Annotated in this window: 16 protein-coding genes and 1 pseudogene; 10 read left to right on the top strand and 7 right to left on the bottom strand. The window is 52.0% G+C overall.

The features are described from left to right. Window positions 1-8 precede the first annotated feature (8 nt). From LBJ36_09870 to LBJ36_09885, 4 genes are all read right to left on the bottom strand, one after another. Window positions 9-887, bottom strand: a complete 879-nt coding sequence (locus tag LBJ36_09870) for an ABC transporter permease subunit (protein MDR1379340.1) — start codon at window positions 885-887, stop codon at window positions 9-11. Further along, a complete protein-coding gene (locus LBJ36_09875; protein MDR1379341.1) occupies window positions 884-1729 on the bottom strand; it encodes an ABC transporter permease subunit in 846 nt (281 codons plus the stop codon). Before LBJ36_09875 ends, LBJ36_09870 begins: the two co-directional genes overlap by 4 nt. Window positions 1730-1801: 72 nt before the next feature. Next, on the bottom strand, window positions 1802-2632 hold the full coding sequence (locus LBJ36_09880; GenBank protein ID MDR1379342.1) for a phosphate ABC transporter substrate-binding protein PstS family protein: 831 nt from the start codon (window positions 2630-2632) through the stop codon (window positions 1802-1804). 189 nt (window positions 2633-2821) lie between these two features. Continuing rightward, on the bottom strand, window positions 2822-3292 hold the full coding sequence (locus LBJ36_09885) for a hypothetical protein (GenBank protein MDR1379343.1): 471 nt from the start codon (window positions 3290-3292) through the stop codon (window positions 2822-2824). 80 nt (window positions 3293-3372) lie between these two features. Here LBJ36_09885 and LBJ36_09890 point away from each other — a divergent pair. From LBJ36_09890 to LBJ36_09900, 3 genes and pseudogenes are all read left to right on the top strand, one after another. Then, a pseudogene (locus tag LBJ36_09890) lies at window positions 3373-3518 on the top strand (transposase). A gap of 255 nt (window positions 3519-3773) precedes the next feature. Then, window positions 3774-5198 (top strand): Na+/H+ antiporter NhaC, encoded by a 1425-nt coding sequence (gene nhaC, locus LBJ36_09895; GenBank protein MDR1379344.1) that lies wholly within the window; start codon window positions 3774-3776, stop codon window positions 5196-5198. A gap of 10 nt (window positions 5199-5208) precedes the next feature. Next, window positions 5209-6147: an acetamidase/formamidase family protein gene (locus LBJ36_09900; GenBank protein MDR1379345.1), complete on the top strand. Its 939-nt coding sequence runs from the start codon at window positions 5209-5211 to the stop codon at window positions 6145-6147. A gap of 396 nt (window positions 6148-6543) precedes the next feature. On the opposite strand, the gene LBJ36_09905 is transcribed toward LBJ36_09900, so the two are convergent. Beyond that, on the bottom strand, window positions 6544-6735 hold the full coding sequence (locus LBJ36_09905; GenBank protein ID MDR1379346.1) for a hypothetical protein: 192 nt from the start codon (window positions 6733-6735) through the stop codon (window positions 6544-6546). Between the two features lie 217 nt (window positions 6736-6952). On the opposite strand from LBJ36_09905, the gene LBJ36_09910 reads away from it, so the two are divergent. From LBJ36_09910 to LBJ36_09940, 7 genes are all read left to right on the top strand, one after another. Beyond that, window positions 6953-8047, top strand: a complete 1095-nt coding sequence (locus tag LBJ36_09910) for a sugar-binding protein (protein MDR1379347.1) — start codon at window positions 6953-6955, stop codon at window positions 8045-8047. Window positions 8048-8113: 66 nt separating this feature from the next. Further along, window positions 8114-9682 (top strand): ATP-binding cassette domain-containing protein, encoded by a 1569-nt coding sequence (locus tag LBJ36_09915; protein MDR1379348.1) that lies wholly within the window; start codon window positions 8114-8116, stop codon window positions 9680-9682. After that, the gene (locus LBJ36_09920) at window positions 9679-10872 is read left to right on the top strand and encodes a hypothetical protein (protein MDR1379349.1); all 1194 of its coding nucleotides are present in this window, start codon (window positions 9679-9681) and stop codon (window positions 10870-10872) included. Before LBJ36_09915 ends, LBJ36_09920 begins: the two co-directional genes overlap by 4 nt. Window positions 10873-10994: 122 nt before the next feature. Continuing rightward, entirely contained in the window at window positions 10995-12611 is a 1617-nt protein-coding gene (locus LBJ36_09925) for a carboxylesterase family protein (GenBank protein ID MDR1379350.1), read from the top strand. A 424-nt stretch (window positions 12612-13035) separates the two neighbouring features. Then, window positions 13036-13746 carry an amino acid racemase gene (locus LBJ36_09930; GenBank protein ID MDR1379351.1) on the top strand — a complete coding sequence of 237 codons (711 nt, stop codon included), beginning with the start codon at window positions 13036-13038 and terminating at the stop codon, window positions 13744-13746. A 36-nt stretch (window positions 13747-13782) separates the two neighbouring features. Next, entirely contained in the window at window positions 13783-15207 is a 1425-nt protein-coding gene (locus tag LBJ36_09935) for an NCS2 family permease (protein ID MDR1379352.1), read from the top strand. 37 nt (window positions 15208-15244) lie between these two features. Then, window positions 15245-17098 carry an amidohydrolase family protein gene (locus tag LBJ36_09940; protein ID MDR1379353.1) on the top strand — a complete coding sequence of 618 codons (1854 nt, stop codon included), beginning with the start codon at window positions 15245-15247 and terminating at the stop codon, window positions 17096-17098. A gap of 57 nt (window positions 17099-17155) precedes the next feature. Here LBJ36_09940 and LBJ36_09945 read toward each other — a convergent pair whose 3' ends face one another. Both LBJ36_09945 and LBJ36_09950 read right to left on the bottom strand, forming a co-directional pair. Beyond that, on the bottom strand, window positions 17156-17959 hold the full coding sequence (locus LBJ36_09945) for a prolipoprotein diacylglyceryl transferase (GenBank protein ID MDR1379354.1): 804 nt from the start codon (window positions 17957-17959) through the stop codon (window positions 17156-17158). 55 nt (window positions 17960-18014) lie between these two features. Next, the gene (locus tag LBJ36_09950) at window positions 18015-18698 is read right to left on the bottom strand and encodes a Jag N-terminal domain-containing protein (GenBank protein MDR1379355.1); all 684 of its coding nucleotides are present in this window, start codon (window positions 18696-18698) and stop codon (window positions 18015-18017) included. Window positions 18699-18835 lie beyond the last annotated feature (137 nt).

Consider the following 18835-nt stretch of genomic DNA (forward strand, 5'->3'; position numbering starts at 1 on the left):
CCTTTCTCTCATCGAATCCCTTTCCATTTTCGTTCCAGGCTTCTTTGTAGGCCCCATGCGCAAAACAGCAATCCACCCGAGAGCAAGAGCAGAACGAGAGCCGCGCCGAAGCCGGAGCGGAGTTCCTGTTGGTCGGTATACTGTGCGGCAGTATAGTAAATACGGAACGGCAGCGCCTCGAATTTGGAGGTTAGTCCCGCAGGAAGCCCAGCGTTAGCCACTACGCCGGTCAGCATGATGACGGCGGTGTCCTCCGCCGCTCGTCCCATAGCGAGCATGATTCCCCCCAAAATGCCCTTTCCCGCCGCAGGAAGCAGAAGGCGGCAAACCGTTTGGTCGTGAGAAAAGCCCAATGCCGCGCCCGTAAGGGCAAGATTGCGCGGAAGAGCCTCCAGCGCACCACGGGTAGCCACGACGAGCGCGGGTAAGACCAAAAGCGACAGACAAAAAGCAGCCAGTAAAAGACAGGTGGTTCCTCTGGGAAGGAATGTCCGCCGCAGGTAGACGATAAGAACAAAACCAAAAAGCCCAATGACGATCGAGGGAATGCCTGCCAGAAGATCGACGGCCAAACTCAGCCAATATTTTTGCCGGGGCGTAGCGTAGCAAGCCAGAAAGGTTCCGCACCCGATGCCCGGAAATAGCGCGAAAAACATGGTCACGCAGAGGAGAGAAAGCGTTCCTGCAACAGCGGGCCAGATGCCGTCCCACACGGGTTTGAAACCCAACAACGCCTCTGCCGGGGAAACGGCCCCGAAAAATAACTTTTTCCCCAACATGGGAAAACCTTTCGCAAAGAGGAATATCAACAGCACCGCCAATGTCCCGCAAACAACGACAGCGGCAAAGCAGCTCACCAGCGTTAGCAACATTTCGCTCTTTTTCATCGTCCATGGGTTTCCTGTTTTGAAAAAAGCGCCAGGAGACTGACGGCCGCGCTGCCCGCGAGAAGCAAACCTCCAGCCAGCAATAAAGAAAGATTCTCGCCTCCACCGATATTCGAAGAAAGGACCAGACTGATGTGCGCGGTGAGGGACCGCATGGAATCCAGAGGCGTAGATGCGAATTGCACGGCGTTTCCGGCCAGCATCGTCGGCAGTAGGGCATCTCCCAAAGCTCGTCCAAATCCGAGGATCGCGGCTGACAGCAACCAGGACCGGGAAGCGGGAATCACGACACGATTCAGGTTCTGTATGGGGTTCATCCCCAGCGCGGCAGCCGTTAAAGAGGTTTCCGCCTCGATAGTTCGCATCGCTCCATCCATAACCACGGTCATAGTTGGAATCCCTTGGAAGGCAAGCATCACTCCTGCCGCCAACCAACAGAAACCCGAACCTCCTAATGCGTCACGAATCAGGGGCACGAGAAGAAATACGGCGGTAAAACCATATACCACGGTCGGAACGGCTGTCATAAAGCGCAGAGCGACATTGAGCACTGCAGAAAGCCACCGGGGCCCCAACCCTCTGAGCACACAGCAACAGCCCAGGGAAAGCAGCCAGCCGAGGCAAAGGGCGGACAGGGAAAGGAGAAATGAGGCATGAATCATGGCCGCAATTCCGAATTTGCCCCTCTGAGGGCTCCATACGGCCCCAAATAGAGAAAGCCCCCGTCCGACCCAGAGAGCTTCCGTTGCGGAAAAAAAGATAAACGCAAACATGGTCGAAAGCAAAGCCCCCACAGAGAGCGCTAACACGCGCAACCAGAAAGAAGCTGACGTTTGGTGCATTGTTTCCCTCCAAATAGGGGTCTTTTCCGACACTTTTCACCGAAAGACCCCTATTTTTCTTGATAAACTGAATCAGTCTTTGGGGATAGGAATATAGCCGTTATCTTCGATGATCTTCGCCCCATCCTTGCTGTAGATATAGCCGATGAAAGCCGCAGTTAAGCCGGTAGGTTCTCCTTTGGTATTCATATAGAGGTTACGCACGATCTTATAGGTACCGTCAGCGGCGTTTTCCTGCGAGGGCACCATTCCGTCCAAGACCACGCCCGTAATGGAGTCCTCAATATGTCCGATTCCGACGTAACCGATGGCTCTTTTATCCTGAGCAACGGCTGTTTTCATCGCGCCATTGGAAGCAACGACGTTGACGGATGGGGCCAGTTCGGTTTCTCCCAGTATTTTTTCGGTGAAGGTTTCTCGGGTGCCGCTGCCGTCCTCACGTCCGTAGACGTTGATTTTACCTGCCTCACCACCAAGTTCCTTCCAGTCCGTTATTTTGCTGGAGTAGATGTCGGAGACCTGCGCGGATGTCATTTCCTTAACGGGATTGGCGGGGTTGACCGTCACAGCGACTCCGTCAATAGCAAAAGGAAAAGTCTTCAAACCGAACTCGGCAATTTCGCTGTCCTTGAGCGGCCTTCCAGTGTTGCCGATTCCAACGAGGCCCTCTCCCACCTGTTTCACTCCGACACCTGAACCGCCGCCCGCAACGGTGATTCGAATATTGGGATAAGCGGTCATAATCTCCTGAGCCGCCTGCTTCATGACAGGAATATGGGCGGTCCCTCCCGCAATGTCCAAGGCGCCTTTGATATCTTTGAAGACGTCTAGAGGCGCGGCAAATGCCGCCGCCGTAAAAAGAGAAAGCACAAAAGCAACGATCAGAGCTTTTTTCAGGTTCATACCGATCCACTCCTTTAATTTTTTGGATAAATTATACAAGTACAATAGGCTCGTTCGTTAAACCTCCTTGCGGCAAAGGTTTCGTGAAGTACAAAGGTTTCGTGAAGTATATGATAGCACAGTGGAGAGGAAGCACCTGTCTATTTCTGCTGAAATAACCCGATAGTCGCGGTAAAAATTAGCGGGTCTTCAGCTTCTTAAAGTAGCCGTTAGCCGGTTTTGATGGATAAAGAGGTCCAAGGCGTCCAATATATCATTGACAACCACGTCGGAAACGGCAAAATTCGGCGCGAAGCACCCTTCCGCGCCGAATACTGTGATTGCCAATTTGCTTTCTTTCAACATCTGTAGATCGTTTTTGCCATTGCCCACGGCGGCGGTAACATCGGGCCCCAAGAAACAGAGCAACTCTTGTTTGCGTTCGGCGATGTCCTGTCCATGATGAATTTTTATTTCCACGGGTAGCTTGCCGCATTGTTGAGAGACGCTGCCGTTGGTGTCGGCGGTAACAATAAAAATTTTGACTTCCTGTTTGGCGATTTCCCAAAGGCGTTCTGCCACTCCATCAAGCAAAACTCCGTCTTTCGCTATCGTTCCGTTGAAATCCAAAACTAAATATTCAATCTTAAAATGATTGCCATCCGGCATTAGAATTTCCAAAGTTATCTCTCCCACTGCTCAAGATTGTTTTTAACTTGATGTTCATTATTATACGGTATTATTATACGGTATTGAAAATCTCACGGTACGAACGCAGCATCAGACCTTTCGTCATTGGGCGTAAAAATTGGTTATTTTCCTCCACGGTCGATGAAGCGAAAGCCAGCTCTGTAATCTATTTGTTATAGAAACAGCGAAGAAAAACTCACTTAAGCCTTTCAAGTATCCTTTTCCTGCTCTTTCCATGTCCATTTTCTTTGACGTTGACGTTTACGAAAATTTCGTTGCGAAAGTTGAGTGGCAATTTAGAGATTTACCATTCAATTTTAAGAATATAAAAAATGCTATACTATGCTATACTATAAGAACGGTGAAGTCTTTTATCATTACTATGAGAAAATAGCAGTTTAACAACGCCTTAGAGATAATTATTTTTTATTTGGCTAATGGCTTCGCCTCAAACATTTAGGAGGGATGAATCATGACGAAGGCACGAACAAAAAAAACTCCGAGTCTTTTGCTGGCTCTTATGCCGGTAGTGCTTACCGTGTTTATACTGATCCTCTCGATCACGACATTCGGTTTGGATGTTCAAGTTCCGCTGATCATCGGTACGTGTATCACGGCTTTTATCGCTATTGTCTTTCTCGGCTATACTTGGCAAGAACTGGAAGACGGCGCCATTGAATCCGTAAAGAGCGTCATGCAAGCAATCTTACTGTTGATCGTGATCGGCGCTACAATCGGCACTTGGATCGCTGGCGGTGTTGTCCCTGCCCTCGTTTATTATGGATTGAAAATTATCACGCCTGGCTTGTTCCTGGTCGCTTCTATGGTCATTTGCAGCGTGGTTTCCATCGCTGCGGGAGGATCTTGGGCTACAGTAGGAACAATAGGCGTTGCGCTTATCGGTATTGCACATGGCTTAAATATCCCAGGAGAAATGGCTGGCGGCGCGATCATTTCGGGGGCTTATTTCGGGGATAAAATGTCGCCGTTGTCCGATACGACAAATTTGGCTGCCGCAGTCGCCGGTTCCACACTTTTAGATCATATCAAACACATGTTTTACACCACAGTTTTTGCGTATGGCATCGCCCTAGTCGTTTTTGGAATTATGGGTGCGCGTTTTGCTGATCAACCCCTCGATTCAGCGCAGATCAACGGTATTTTGGATGCTCTTTCCAGCAAATATGTCATTTCCCCTTGGCTATTGCTGGTTCCTGTGTTGGTTATCGTTATTGTGGGCATGAAGGTCCCCGCCATCCCTGGATTATTCGCCGGAACCATTTTGGGTTTGCTTTGCGCTATAGGCGTGCAGCATTCTGGTTGGAGCGTCGCGTTGAACTCCATCATGTACGGTGTTGTTTCCGAAACTGGACATGAAATGGTAGACGGTCTTTTGACCAACGGTGGATTCATGAATATGATGTGGGTTATTTCACTGATTATCTGTGCGCTGACCTTTGGCGGCATACTGGAAACGGCAGGTATGATGAACGTTATCGCCATGAGTTTGCTTAAACTGGCCCACAAAACCGGTTCCTTGATCATGGTGACGGTGGTTTCCGCAATATTCTCCAATGTTTTATTGGGGGACCATTGCATTGCCATAGCCATACCTGGCCGTATGTATAGAGGCGAGTATAAAAAACGCGGTTTGGCGCCGCGCAATTTATCCCGTGCGTTGGAAGACGGCGGCACGGTCACTTCGCCATTGATTCCCTGGAATACCTGCGGTGCTACCATGTCCAAATTTTTAGGGGTGCCGACCCTGAGTTATGCGCCATACTGCCTATTCAATATCCTCTGCCCCATTTTTTCCGTCATTTTCGGATATACTGGATTTACGATTATGAAACTGGAAGATGACCCTTCTGCTGAGGAATACACGAGTAAAAAATGAGGAGACGATTATGAACTTGGATCAATCCGCGCCGGTGTCCAGCGGTCATACCGATCACTATTTGAAACGACACAGCGTTATCCACTCTATGAGTCGCGCCAACAACCCGGCGCTGTATATGTGTTCTGGGGAAACTGTAACAGTGGAAACTTATGATTGTTTCCATGATCAATTGCTGGATCCACAGGCTGTCTTCGAAGATATCGATTTTTCGAAGCTCAACCCTGCTACCGGACCTATCTACGTAGAAGAGGCCGCTCCGGGAACCATGCTGAAGATCGACATACTAGACATACTATTGAATGAATGGGGCTGTACGGAAATTGATCGAGAATATGGAACTTTGGCCGACCTCGTCGAGCAACCTGTTGTCCGGCGTATTCCGGTGCGACAAGGAAAGGTTCATTTCAGCGAACACTTGCGGTTGGACCTGCATCCGATGATTGGTGTAATCGGCGTAGCGCCTGAAGACGGAGAAGTCGCGACGGATTGTCCCGCCTCCCATGGCGGCAATATGGATTGCACTTTGATCGCTCCGGGTGCCACGTTGTATTTACCTGTTTTTGTCCCAGGCGCGCTGTTTGCCCTAGGGGATTTACACGCCTGTATGGGCGATGGTGAAATCGGAGGTTGTGGTTTAGAGGTCGCCGGACAGGTAAAATTGCGATTGAGCATACTCCATCAGCGCGTACAGGGCTTTCCTATTGTAGCCAACGCGACTGAGCTAGCTGTGATCGCCTCCGAGGCCACAATAGAAAACGCGTGGACCCTGGCTGTACGACAAATGTACACTTTGCTGCGAAACGAAACCAGCTTATCCTCAGATGAAGTCATCATGTTGCTTTCTCTTTGTGGGAATTTGGCTATTTGTCAAACGGTAAATCCCCAAAAAACTGTGCGCATGTCCATTCCGCTTCGATACGCGCTGGATAGCGGCTATAGTAAGTAGATAAGTAGAATGGAGAGTACATGGACTAGCATTTTCGAAGGCCCCAAAACTAATTGGGGAATCTTTGACGTTTTTTGCTAATCCATTAATATCAATCATTATGAAAAGTTACATTATGAAAAGTTACGGTGCGGAGGAATTTTTCTCAATTATTTTATCTCCATTTTTATACGTTTATCTCATAAAGGGACCTTCATAAAACGAATCTCAGAAAACCTCTGGAAAGATTGTTAAAAGCTTGATAAACTGTAAAAGACGCCATGACGGTATTTCTGTCCAGCAGCGCGGTCAGTGTGAAGGAGGCGCGAGAAAGTTGTTCGTTGACCACGAAAAAATCTGATAACAACTCCCTCAGCTTCCGATTCCGATTGGATCTCGTGTTGAAGCGTTCATTCATTAGACAGCCTGTGTGATCCGCAGACAGCCTGTGTGATCCGCGAAAATGACCTGAGAGATCCCGCTGACGTTTAAATTGCGGATTTGTTCGAGCAGGGTATCCGCTTCGAAGCAGCAGCCCAACACGGCGTCGTTCGATCGTCGGCGCTGTTGCGGAGATAAAGGTTTACGGAGAAATTGAGATATCGGCATTCAATCAAATCCCCTTCATCATATCAGTTCATCATATCAGTCAGAGAGAAACTCTTTTCAGTCAGAGAGAAACTCTTTACGCAATAGTTCGAAGGTGAAAATATTTTTTATATTTTTTATAACAATATTTTATGGGAAAAAAAACGTCGATGATTTATACTAACATATTGTCGGCTGTAAGTTATTTTCAATATATTAAGCAGAGAGGTGGAATATCATGAGAAAATCGCTGTTTGCGGTAATGCTCGCGCTTGTTCTTTCTCTACCTGGCCTTGGAGTTTGGGCGGAGGCGGCAGGTGTGGACGTCGGAATCGTCCTCCCTACCAAGGACGAACCGCGGTGGCTTCAAGACCAGGCCCGTTTCGAATCGGTCATAGCGGATACGGATTACAATGTGGAGGTTTTGTTCAGTCAGGGATCGTCCGCCACTGAACGCACAAACGTGGAAACATTGATAGCCAGGGGCATCAAGGTCCTCATCATTTGCGCTCACGACGCGGCGGCGGCCAGCCTGACGGTTGAGACGGCAAAAGAGGCCGGCATTACGGTCATCGCGTATGACCGTCTGATCACTGAAACGAAGGCAGTGGACTACTACGTGACGTTCGATTCTGTGGCGGTGGGAGAAGCGATGGGTCGGTATCTCGCGGACAACGCCTCTGGAAAAAACCACTCCCTGTATCTGTACGCGGGCGCCGCGACGGATAACAACGCGTTCCTGTTCTTCGAGGGCGCCTGGAACATTCTACAGCCGAAGATCACCGACGGGACGTTCGTCATTCGCAACTCCTCCGAGGCCGCCACGCTTCAAGGGGAGGCGAAACTGACCCGTGATCAGCAAGCCCGCATCATCGGTCAGATTACGACCGATTGGGATTTTAACGTGGCAAAGTCCAAGGCCGAATCCAACCTGACCGCCGTCGCCGCGGATCAGAAGGGGCTCTGCTTTGTGCTCGCGCCAAATGACGGGACCGCTCGTTCCATTGCGGATGTGTTCGCGGCTGACGCCGACGTGAACGGCTATTTTGTGACGGGGCAGGACGCAGAACTCGCCTCCGTGCAGTATGTTATTGACAGCAAGCAGTCCATGACCGTTTTCAAGGACACTCGGACGCTGGCGCAGGACGCGATGGAGATGGCCATTGCCGTCATCAAAGGAGAGAAGCCCTCCACCGACACGACGTACAACAACACGACGGTGGATGTGCCGGCGAAACAGACCCCGGTAGTCGTGGTGACGAAGGACAATGTAAAGTCTGTTCTCATCGACTCTGGTTATTACGCGGTTTCTCAGTTTACAGGAATCAATTGAAAGTATGATCGAAAGTTTCGGGGCCGGCTCGCGCGCGAGGCGGCCCTTTCGAAGGGAGCGTCGGCAGTGAGCGATTTCATTCTCGAAATGAAAAACATCGTCAAGACATTCCCTGGAGTGCGTGCACTGGATAACGTCAGTTTTCAGGTCAAACGCGGAGAAATTCACTGTCTTGTGGGGGAGAACGGAGCCGGCAAATCTACCCTCATGAAGGTGTTATCCGGTGTTTATCCGTTTGGTTCTTATGATGGGGGTATCTATTTAGACGGTTCGCTCGTGCGTTTTCAGTCGATCAGGGACAGCGAAAAAGCGGGCGTCGCCATCATCTATCAGGAACTGGCACAGTTTCCCGAACTCTCGGTTTACGAAAATATTTTTATGGGGCATGAAATAATGAATGGACGCGTGATCGACTGGAACAAGACGATTGTCCGCGCCGGAGAAATCCTGAGGCGCGTCCGTCTCGACGTCAATCCCGCGACCAAGATCATACGACTCAGCGTGGGGCAGCGGCAACTGATCGAGATAGCCAAAGCGCTCTCCAGGGATGTCAGTCTGCTGATCTTCGATGAGCCCACCGCCGCGCTCAACGAAAGCGACAGCGCCAGCCTTCTCGATCTGATCAGAGAGCTCAAGTCACAGGGAATCACCTGCATCATGATTTCCCACAAACTCAAAGAGATTGTTTCCATAGCGGACAGCATCACCGTCCTGAGAGATGGAAGCACCGTCTGTTCTTTTGACGTCGCCGACGGCTCTATTTCGGAGGGCGAGATCATACGGCACATGGTGGGCCGCGAGATAAACGAAATTTATCCGAAACGCCAGCGTACCGAGTTCGGAGAGATATGCTTCGAGCTGAAAAATTGGTCCGTGATCGACCCTGTCACCGGACGAGAGACCCTGCACGACGTCAATATAAACGTGCGCAAAGGCGAAATAGTTGGACTGGCGGGTCTTATGGGATCCGGACGCACGGAACTCGCGCTCAGTCTGTTCGGAAACACTCGCGCCTATCGCATCACGAACGGTGAATTGACCGTGAATGGCAAACGGGTGAGATTCGCGCATCCCGGGGACGCCATCAAAAACGGCGTGGCTTACGTGACCGAGGACCGAAAGCGCAATGGATTGATTTTAATCCAGGATATTCGTTTCAACATCACGATTGCGGCTCTGGAAAAGCTGGTAGAAGGAATCGTCCTCAACCTGAACGAGGAAATCCGGATGGCAAACGACTACAGGGAGCGAGTCAACATCAAAGCGACGGGCATTCATCAGGCAGTCGGCAATCTGTCCGGCGGAAATCAGCAGAAGACGTCTTTGGCCAAATGGCTTTTCGCGACTCCTGAGATACTCATTCTGGACGAGCCGACCCGCGGCATCGACGTCGGCGCGAAATTCGAGATTTACACGCTGATGAACAGGCTGGTGGAACAAGGTATGAGCATCATCATGATATCCTCCGAACTTCCGGAAATCCTGGGAATGAGTGATCGGCTGTACGTCATGTCCGAGGGAACCATCGCCGGAGAAATTTCAGCGGCAGAGGCCACGGAGCGGAAGGTAATGGAGATTGCAACCGGAACCATGAAAATATCGGCAATATCGGAGATATCGGAGGCGTCGGTATGAACGCAAGCAGTCAGAACGCAGGGCAGATCTCGACGGTAGGATTGTCTTCTTTGTTCAAAAACAATATCCGCGATTACGCGATGTATTTTTCTCTCATGTTCATTTTTGCCATATTCGGTTTTCTCACGAACGGGCTTTTCTTGTCCCCACGCAATTTATCCGACCTCATCAATCAGACCGGTTACGTGGCCGTATTAGCGATAGGCATGACCTGCGTGCTCATCATCGTTCAGATCGACCTCTCCGTGGGGTACGTGGCGGGCTTCACAGGAGCGCTGGCGGCGATGCTGATGAACAGAGGGTGGAGCACCTTTGCCGTTATCCCGTGCATCATGTTCGTCGGAGTGCTCATAGGCATGTACCAGGGTTTTCTGGTGTCCTTCGTCCACGTTCCCGCGTTCGTCACCACGCTCGCGGGGATGTTTATGTTCAGAGGACTTCTTTCGATGGTGACAGCGGGCACGGGCACTATCATTGTGCGGGACGAAGTTTTTCGCTCTCTTTCCAACGGCTTCGTCCCGGATCCCTTCGGCGGAAGAGGGCTGCACGTTCTGACGCTGCTCATAGGTATTGTCGGAGCCGCTCTGATCATCGCTAGTGAAACGCGCGCCCGGACTAACATGTTACGTTATCGTTTCAATGTGATATCAACTCCTCTTTTTTTGGTAAAAATAACGATGTTTGCCGCTATTTTGCTCACGATCACGTGGATCTTGGCTTCATATAAAGGACTGCCGTGGACGGCGGTCATCGTGAGCGTCGTTCTGTTGATTTATAATTTCATGCTCAATAAAACACGTTTTGGACGCAGTATATACGCTATCGGAGGAAACGCGGAGGCTGCCGAGCTGTCAGGTATAAAGGTCCAAAAGGTGACGTTCATGGTATTCGGCTCCATGGGTATGTTGGCGGCTCTGGGGGGAATCCTTTACACGTCGCGCCTCGCGTCCGCTACTCCGGCGGCGGGTCTTGGCTTCGAGCTCGACGCCATCGCCTCTTCTTATATAGGAGGCGTATCCGTGCGGGGCGGGGTTGGAAAAGTGACCAATACGATAGTGGGCGCTCTGGTCATTACGTCGCTGACAAACGGAATGAACCTTCTAGGCGTCGATATTTCTTTCCAGTATGTCGTCAAAGGCGCCATCTTCATACTTGCTGTCGCGTTCGACGTCCTCTCCAAGAAAAAGTGATTCCGAAAATGATCCGAGTCGAAGGGAGGTAGATCGACAGATCAATCGTAAATGAGACGGCAGAGCACGTGGAGCGGTTATTTGGGCTAAAAAGTTTGTTGCAAACTGAAGGGAGAATGAAAATGAAAAGAACGACAGTAGCGTTTTTGAGTTTGTTTTGCCTCGCGTTCGGTATTCTTGCCGTAACGTACACAATGGCGCAGGCTGCCGACGGCCCTAAGCCAAGCCTCTTGAATCCCCCCATCGCTCAGGTGAAGAGCGGACAACTCCGCGGCTATATGAACGGCGACATTTACGTTTTTGCGGGAGTTCCCTACGCGAAAGCCGAGCGTTTCGAGATGCCGAAGTCGGTCGATGCATGGGAAGACGTCAAAAACGCCCAGAGCTACGGTACCATCGCCCCAATCCAGCGCATGACCAGGGTAGGCGACGATGAGTTCGTATGGCCGCATCGTTACTGGGCTCAAAGTGAGGAATGCCAGAACCTGAACATCTGGACCAAGAAGCTGGACCCCGATGCAAAGAAGCCGGTTTTGGTCTTTTTCCACGGCGGCGGTTATACAAACGGTTCCGCAATAGAGTCCTGGGCCTATGACGGAACGAACCTGAGCGATTACGGAGATGTCGTGGTCGTGACGGTGAACCACAGACTCAACGTCCTCGGTTATCTTGATCTCACCGCTTACGGTGATCAGTATAAATATTCCCCGCATGTGGGCTGGGCCGACCTCGAGATGTCCCTCAAATGGATCCAGGAGAATATCACGACGTTCGGCGGCGACCCCGGCAACGTGACCATATTCGGTCAGTCGGGTGGTGGTGGCAAGGTCATCACCCTTATGCACATGCCCTCCTCGAAAGGTCTCTTCCATAAAGCCATTTCTCAGAGCTCTGGGTCGGGGTTCAACTTCGGGAAAACCACGAAGGCTATGTCCACCAGGATAGCCGCCCTCACCTTCCAGAATTTGAACATTAAGGAAGGCGACGTGGACGCACTGAAGAAGGTCCCGTACGATACGCTGATCACGGCGGCAGACGCGGCGATCGCGAAAGTGCGGGAGGAAGACCCGCAGAACGTCGCGTATATCAACTGGAACCCGATCCCCGACAACGACTACGTTCTCAACGACTACTGCGACTGGGCGAAGGACATGCCCTTCATGAACGGAAGCGTGTTCAGCGAGCAGATACCGACGTTTAGAATTGGCGACGGGCGGAAAAACGAATGGAGCGCTGACGAGACGAAGGCAAATCTGAAAGCGCGTTTCGGCGACAACGCGGAAGCGGTAGCGGCCGAGTTCGCGAAGCTCTTTCCGAACAAGAGAGTGGGCGACGCCTATTTCTACTCCACTAACGGGCGCAACAACATACGCAAAACCTCCGATATAAAGCATGCCGCTGGCGGTAGTGGACTAATCTACGAGTATCTTTTCGCCTACGAGTTTCCGGTCAACGGAGGAACGACGGCTTTCCACTGCAGTGAACTCATATACGTCTTCCATAACGTGAGCATACCGATCATCTCGATAGCGACGGGCGGCACCGAAGAGTCCTACAAACTGCAGGATGTTATAGCCACGGCATGGCTCAACTTCGCGAAGACCGGTAACCCGAGCCAGGAAGGACTAGAGTGGAAGCCCTACACCGCCGAGGGCAAAGAAACCATGATATTCGACGCCACGAGCGAGCTGCGTTCTTTCGACGACAGCAAACTCTTCGAGCTGATGCCCCTGCAATAGGCCCTCAAGACTGCTTAAAAAAGTACTTTGACATACTCCCACGACTAAAGTCGTGGGATTGTAAGATCGACAAAGACAGCCGACTGAAACCGGTCTTACGTCTTCTCCTTTAAGGGTGGATGCCCCCACTCTGAGAATATTTACAGCCGCATTGATATCCCGATTGATATCCCGGTCGTGTTCCGCCCCGCATCTCGGACACGTCCATCCGTCCATCCGTTCATCCACGGACGGACACTTGAGCTTACCTGAAGCACGGTGCATAGGTGCATAGGTGCTAGGTGCATAGAAAGAGGCGACTCAATCTTTTTCTTTTCTCCCTCCGACGTGCTGAGGATCGTAAGATGCCTATATTTTCCGCCTCCCAATTCTGGTAAACTCAAAAGATAAGCAAAAAAACAAAAGTTGGATGAGGGGAAGGATAATGGCTTTGAAACTGGAAAAAACCTTGGGGATTCTGGGCGGCATGGGACCGGCGGCGACGGCTGAATTTTTAAGGCTCTTGGCGCAAGACGTTCCAGCCCAATGTGATCAGGAGCATCCCCGTGTTCTTTTACTATCGGAACCCGCTACGCCGGACCGGAGCCGGGCGATTCGTGGAGAAGGCGAAGACCCCACGCCCTTGCTGCGGCGAGGAGTGGAGCGCCTAATCGAGTGGGGAGCGGAGGTTTTGGCTGTTCCTTGCAACACGGCGCATTTTTTCATTGATCGCTTTCGGCAAAACTTGACCGTGCCCCTCATTCATATTGTCGAGGCGACGGTAAATCAGGCGAAGAAGCGGAGCGATGGAGGCGCGTGGCTTCTCTCCACCTGCGGAACTCGGCAGAGCGGTCTCTACGCCGAGTACGCGCACCGGGTGGGTTATCGGTTTCTGGACCCCACGGATGAAGAACAGGAGCGCGTACAGCAAAGCCTAACCTACGTCAAGGCTGGGCGAATCTCGGAGGCGGGAGTGGTCCTGCGTGAGGTCATAGAGGCGCTGTGGAAGCGGAATGACACGTTGATCGTCACGGCTTGTACGGAGCTGCCCTTAGCTTACGCCTCATCCGGTCTTCCTCCAGAAAAGGAGATTTCCAGCCTCCAGGCCCTCAGCGCAGGCTGCGTTGAATTTCTCTATCCCAGCACCCTATCATGAAGCAAATATAAATAATTTAAAGGAGGCGGAAGAAAAATGAAGCGTGGTTTCATCGACGGGTATTTCATGATTTCGGAGCGCGGGAGCACTGTCTGGACGGAGATTTTGGGCGGAGTTGTAACTTTCATGGCTATGGCCTATATTTTAGTGGTTCACCCCAGCATCATGGCTGCCGGCGGGAAGGGAATGCCCAGAGAAGCGGTGTTCACGGCGACGGCGATAATTGCCGCAGCGTCGACGATCCTCATGGGTTTTTGGGCGAAACTCCCTTTCGCCTTGGCTCCGGGTATGGGCAGCAACGTGATCATGATCGGGCTGGTGACGGCGGGCTTGGCCACGTGGCAGCAAGGGATCGGCATGGTGGTCATTTCGGGCGCCTTATTCATGCTGGTGAGCTATCCTTTTCTCAGACCGCTGCAGCTCTTCGGCGTTCAGGATAAAAAGATTCTGGACTTCAATCTGCGGAAGATGGTGGTGGACGCCATCCCTATTAGCGTAAAATTCGGCGTCAGTTTCTGTATTGGCCTGCAATTGGTGATTTTGGGAGCGGGTTCGTCGGGTATCCGCCTAGCTCTGGTGGAAAATAACGCCTTCGTGCTGGGAAACCTAACGGACCCTCGATTGATTTTGGGCATTGTGGGTCTGATCGTTATTTTGGCGATGGTGTTTTTGCAGAGAAAGGACGGACGTTCGCTGGTCCCGGGCGGCTACCTCATTGGGATGCTGCTGATCACGGCGGCGGCCATCTATCTGCAAATGGTGAGAACGCCGGAAGCAATGGTCCAAACCCCACCCAGTGTTCTGCCGGTTTTCTGGGCCTTCGACTTCAAAGGCGCTTGGGCGCTGGAGTATTTGCCCTACGTTTTGGTGTTTTTCATGGGCGACTTTTTCTCGACGGCGGGCACTGCCCTCGCCTGTGCGGAAAAAGCCGGTCTGATGGATGAAAAAGGCAACGTGCCCAAGCTGAACGAGGTTTTTTGGGTGGATTCGCTGGCGACCGTAGTAGGGGCGTTCTTCGGCCTCACGGTGGTGACCACTTTCGTGGAGTCCAGCGCGGGCGTGGAGTCGGGCGCCAAAACGGGTTTCGCCTCCTTGGTCACTGGAATTCTGTTCATCGCGTCGCTGTTTTTGTCCCCTCTCTTTTTGATGATTCCACCCATCGCCACGGGAGCGGCTTTAATCGCCGTGGGCATCGGGATGATGATGGGGATACGTCGTATTGTGGCTCAGACCCAAAATGACCAACTAGAGTTGATTTCCGTGCTGCTGATGGCCTCCTATTATGCGCTTCTGCGCAATGTCGCTGGAGCGATGTGTTTCGGCATCGTTATGAATACGGTGCTTAAGTCCATTCAGTACACCTACCGCCGGCCCCCGTTGGATTGGGTGAAACTCACGTCGGGCATCGGACTGTTTTTATTGGGAATCAGTTATTTTGCCGTCCAAATTTGGTCACGATAAATAAGCAAGCAATAATAGACAAGAACGGAGAAAACTCATGAGAAAACTGGACCTATGGCGGTACGCGGATATGGTGACGCTTCAACGCGCCGCGCGAGGAGAGACGCAGGCGGACCTGGCTGTCGTGCGCTGCCAATTAGTCAACGTGGCGACGCATCAGATCTATCCAGTGGAGGTTTACGTCAAAAACGGCGTGATCGTCTACGTCGAGAGTGACAAAAACGCGTTTTGCGAGTTGAAGGCCAACGCCGCGAAGGTATACGATGCTGGGGGTTCTTTCTTATTGCCTGGGTTGCTAGATTCTCATCTGCACGTGGAAAGCTCCATGCTGACACCCTACAACTTCGGGTGCGGCGTGGCGGTTCACGGCACCACTTGTGTGTTCACCGACTGTCACGAACTGGTGAACGTGGCGGGTAAAGAGGCCTTCGTTTATATGCTGGAGGACGGCAAAAGATCTCCCATTCGGCAGTTGATGCTGGTACCCTCCTGCGTTCCCTCGGTTCCCGGTCTGGAAAACGCCGGGGCATCTATTACGGCGAACGACGTTCGGGAAATGGCCCGACTGGACCCGGAACGAGTGGTGGGTTTGGCGGAGGTAATGAACTACCCCCAGGTGATCGGCGGCGAAAAGCTCATGCGCGACATTTTGCAGGCGGCCAGGGAAAGCGGCCTCTACCTGCAAAGCCATTATTACGAACTCTTTGGCCGAAACCTGGCGGCCTATCTGATCCATGACCTGGGCGGCAATCACGAACTTCGCACCGCCAAAGAAGTGGACGAGGTCTTGAGACAGGGCGGCTGGGTGGACCTCCGGGGAGGCAGTTCGATCAGCGCGAACTTCAAAGAGCTTTTAGAATCTGTGAAACGGTTTCCCCACCCTACGAGCCTCCGCGTGACGGTTTGCACCGATGATCGGCACGCGAAGGATATTTTAGACGGGCATATTAACCTGGTGGTGGCCCGAATGGTGGCCGAGGGAGTGGCCCCCACGGTGGCAATCGCCTGCGCCACGCGTAACATTGCCCAAGAATATGACATTGCCAACTTGGGAGAGGTGGCAGTAGGCAAACTAGCGGACATGATTGTCGTTCCTCGCTTGGAGGACATGCGTCCTACAGCCGTATTCGTGGGCGGAAGCCTCGTGGCGGAGAACCGAGTATTGCTGACGAAGGGCGAACCCAGTGTGCCTAAGCTGAGGCACAGCGTGAAGCTGAAACCAATAAAGCCGGAAGACCTGTTGATCGCCGCTCCCAAGGTCGAAACGTCGGGGAATGGGGCAAATAAAACAGTAAAAATAAACGCGATCGACTTCACCGCGAAAATCACCACCTTGGCGCCCACGGAGCTGCCGGTGGACCGAGAGGGTCATCTGGCCTTGCCGCCAAGCGAAGACCAAAGGAAAGATCAAAGGAAAGACCAAAGGGAAGACCTTGCGTTCATTATGGTGTTCAACCGATACGGCAAGGGGACCAAAGCAGCCGGGGTCGTTCGGAACTTTGGTTTGACGCAAGGTGCAGTGGCGACCACTGTTTCCCACGACAGTCACAATCTAGTGACGGTATGGAAGAACGCCAACGACGGAGCGATGGCAGTCAATGCGTTAATCGAAGCTGGCGGTGGAGAAGTGACCTGTATCGACGGCAAGCTGGCGCTAATCGAGCTTCCCGTGGGCGGACTCATGAGCGATCTGCCGGCGGATCAGGTCGCGGCCAAGCTGGAAACGTACCAGGAGCATTACTACAGAGCTTTCGGCGGGGCAAAGGTTTCCCTTCTCAGACCCGCTACCACCTCTTTAATTGTGTCGCCGGAGTATAAAATATCCGACATGGGAATCGTGGACGTGCTCAAGCAGAAAGTGATCCCCCTTTTCCCCGACCAAGAAGTCTGAGGGTTTCAAGTGGATAAAATATTCGCCGTTGAGCGCGTCAGTTGCTCAGCGGCGAATCTAAAGCTGTTGTTCCTGGACCTCGCGAGTTTTACGAAACGCCCTCCAGGATGTCGCCAACCATAGGACCTCTAAGGGCATCGCCGCGATCAGCGCCCCATGGGAAAACGACAGGCCGCCCGATCCCGTTTCGAGTCTCAGAGAATCTATCGAAAGTCGCATGATCGAATATAGAAGAAGCCCTAGCGGAGTGATCAGCGCGTGTGTCCATAGTTTTCCTTTTTTTAAGATCTCTCTTTCTTTTAAGATCCCTCTTTCGATAGCCAGCAGCGACAACAAAATCGCTCCGGCGGAAAGAGAGTAATAAATCTGAGTAGGGTGCCGTGTCACCGACAGAGCGTCATAAGGAAAATGAAGAGCCAGCGGGGAAGCGCTTTGGATACCCACGCAACATCCCGCGAAAAAACACCCCCACCGTCCCAAGGTCATCGCGAGAAGAGCGGGAGGGCTTCCGGCCTCGCAAAGGTGGTTGAAGGACACCCCCGTGCACCGGCAAAGGACGAGCGCTGTAAGGACAGCCCCGCTCAACGCCCCCACCTCCGCAAGCCCCCCTCTGTTTAAGTCCAGAATCAAAGACGGGTCATTCCAGTAGGTGGAGAAATTCCAGATATATTCAAAAGCACGAGCACCCAAGAGCATCCCCATAAAGCTCCAACTGATGACCCGTCGCCCTTGGTCGTCGTCAATTTCGTAGATTGCCAGGCGCCGAATCATCCAAGCCAAGGCTACAGATAGAGCGGAAAACCACAGGACATAGTAGGTCTCCACTGGAATGCCGCTGATACGAAACAGCACGGGATACATCAAACCACACCCTTCTCGTCATGTACGGCATCTCGGTGAAAACCCCCAGTGGGGCTTATCTTCTGCCTCGGTATTTGCTGCTCTTTTTCCTTGCTCCGCATTGACTCTCCTGGCGCTCCTTGGCTCCCAGCTTCGGTATAACCACAACCTTGCGGTCTGGCGCCTCACCCACCGACTGAGTTTCCACGTCGGCGTGATTCTTGAGCGCCGTGTGGATCACCCAGCGTTCCCAACTAAGCATGGGATCTAGGCGCAAGGGAGCTCCCCGCTCCACAACCCTACGGGCCGTTGCTTCCGCCAGGCGTTCGAGGCTCTGCTTGCGGCGTTCTCGGTAGCCGCCTGAATCCAGGCGAACTCGCGGCTCGTCTCCTGGTGAGCGGAGAGATAAGTTCAGCAGGTATTCCATGGCCTTCAAGCTGTCGCCGTGGCGTCCCACCAAAATATTGGCGTCCTGCCCCTCCAGGGAGATCATGTGGTTATCGCGAAGTTCAGGGGTTACGCGTAAATTCATGCGCTCCAGCACATCCGTCAAAAAAGAGCGGCTTTTGAGCAGCAATAAAGGATTTCTCGGGGTCACCTGTACTTTTAGTTTCCTGCCAAAGAGACCGAAAAAACTTTTTTCCTCGCTTAGGATCTCCGCGCTCAAATCCTTGACCGATACACCCCACTGATCGGACGCCCGCCTCAATGCTTCTTCAGTAGACGTTGTTTCAAAAACAAGATATGTCTCCTGCTCCACAGTTTTATCCTCTTTTCCGATCTTTTAGCGTCCTAATACCTACTTACTTATAACTAGTAGATATGTCTTATTCAAGCGTTCAAAACGATTTTTACATCGCGTTCAACTTAAATCACTTCATCTTGTCGACGATCTGA

Source organism: Synergistaceae bacterium (assembly GCA_031267575.1).
In the GTDB taxonomy this organism is placed as follows: domain Bacteria; phylum Synergistota; class Synergistia; order Synergistales; family Aminobacteriaceae; genus JAIRYN01.

Excerpts from the sequence above, each read along its gene's own strand:
- LBJ36_09870 (MDR1379340.1), bottom strand. The coding sequence starts at position 887 with ATGAAAAAGAGCGAAATGTTGCTAACGCTGGTGAGCTGCTTTGCCGCT.
- LBJ36_09875 (MDR1379341.1), bottom strand. The coding sequence starts at position 1,729 with ATGCACCAAACGTCAGCTTCTTTCTGGTTGCGCGTGTTAGCGCTCTCT.
- LBJ36_09880 (MDR1379342.1), bottom strand. The coding sequence starts at position 2,632 with ATGAACCTGAAAAAAGCTCTGATCGTTGCTTTTGTGCTTTCTCTTTTT.
- nhaC (MDR1379344.1), top strand. The coding sequence starts at position 3,774 with ATGACGAAGGCACGAACAAAAAAAACTCCGAGTCTTTTGCTGGCTCTT.
- LBJ36_09900 (MDR1379345.1), top strand. The coding sequence starts at position 5,209 with ATGAACTTGGATCAATCCGCGCCGGTGTCCAGCGGTCATACCGATCAC.
- LBJ36_09905 (MDR1379346.1), bottom strand. The coding sequence starts at position 6,735 with ATGCCGATATCTCAATTTCTCCGTAAACCTTTATCTCCGCAACAGCGC.
- LBJ36_09910 (MDR1379347.1), top strand. The coding sequence starts at position 6,953 with ATGAGAAAATCGCTGTTTGCGGTAATGCTCGCGCTTGTTCTTTCTCTA.
- LBJ36_09920 (MDR1379349.1), top strand. The coding sequence starts at position 9,679 with ATGAACGCAAGCAGTCAGAACGCAGGGCAGATCTCGACGGTAGGATTG.
- LBJ36_09925 (MDR1379350.1), top strand. The coding sequence starts at position 10,995 with ATGAAAAGAACGACAGTAGCGTTTTTGAGTTTGTTTTGCCTCGCGTTC.
- LBJ36_09930 (MDR1379351.1), top strand. The coding sequence starts at position 13,036 with ATGGCTTTGAAACTGGAAAAAACCTTGGGGATTCTGGGCGGCATGGGA.
- LBJ36_09935 (MDR1379352.1), top strand. The coding sequence starts at position 13,783 with ATGAAGCGTGGTTTCATCGACGGGTATTTCATGATTTCGGAGCGCGGG.
- LBJ36_09940 (MDR1379353.1), top strand. The coding sequence starts at position 15,245 with ATGAGAAAACTGGACCTATGGCGGTACGCGGATATGGTGACGCTTCAA.
- LBJ36_09945 (MDR1379354.1), bottom strand. The coding sequence starts at position 17,959 with ATGTATCCCGTGCTGTTTCGTATCAGCGGCATTCCAGTGGAGACCTAC.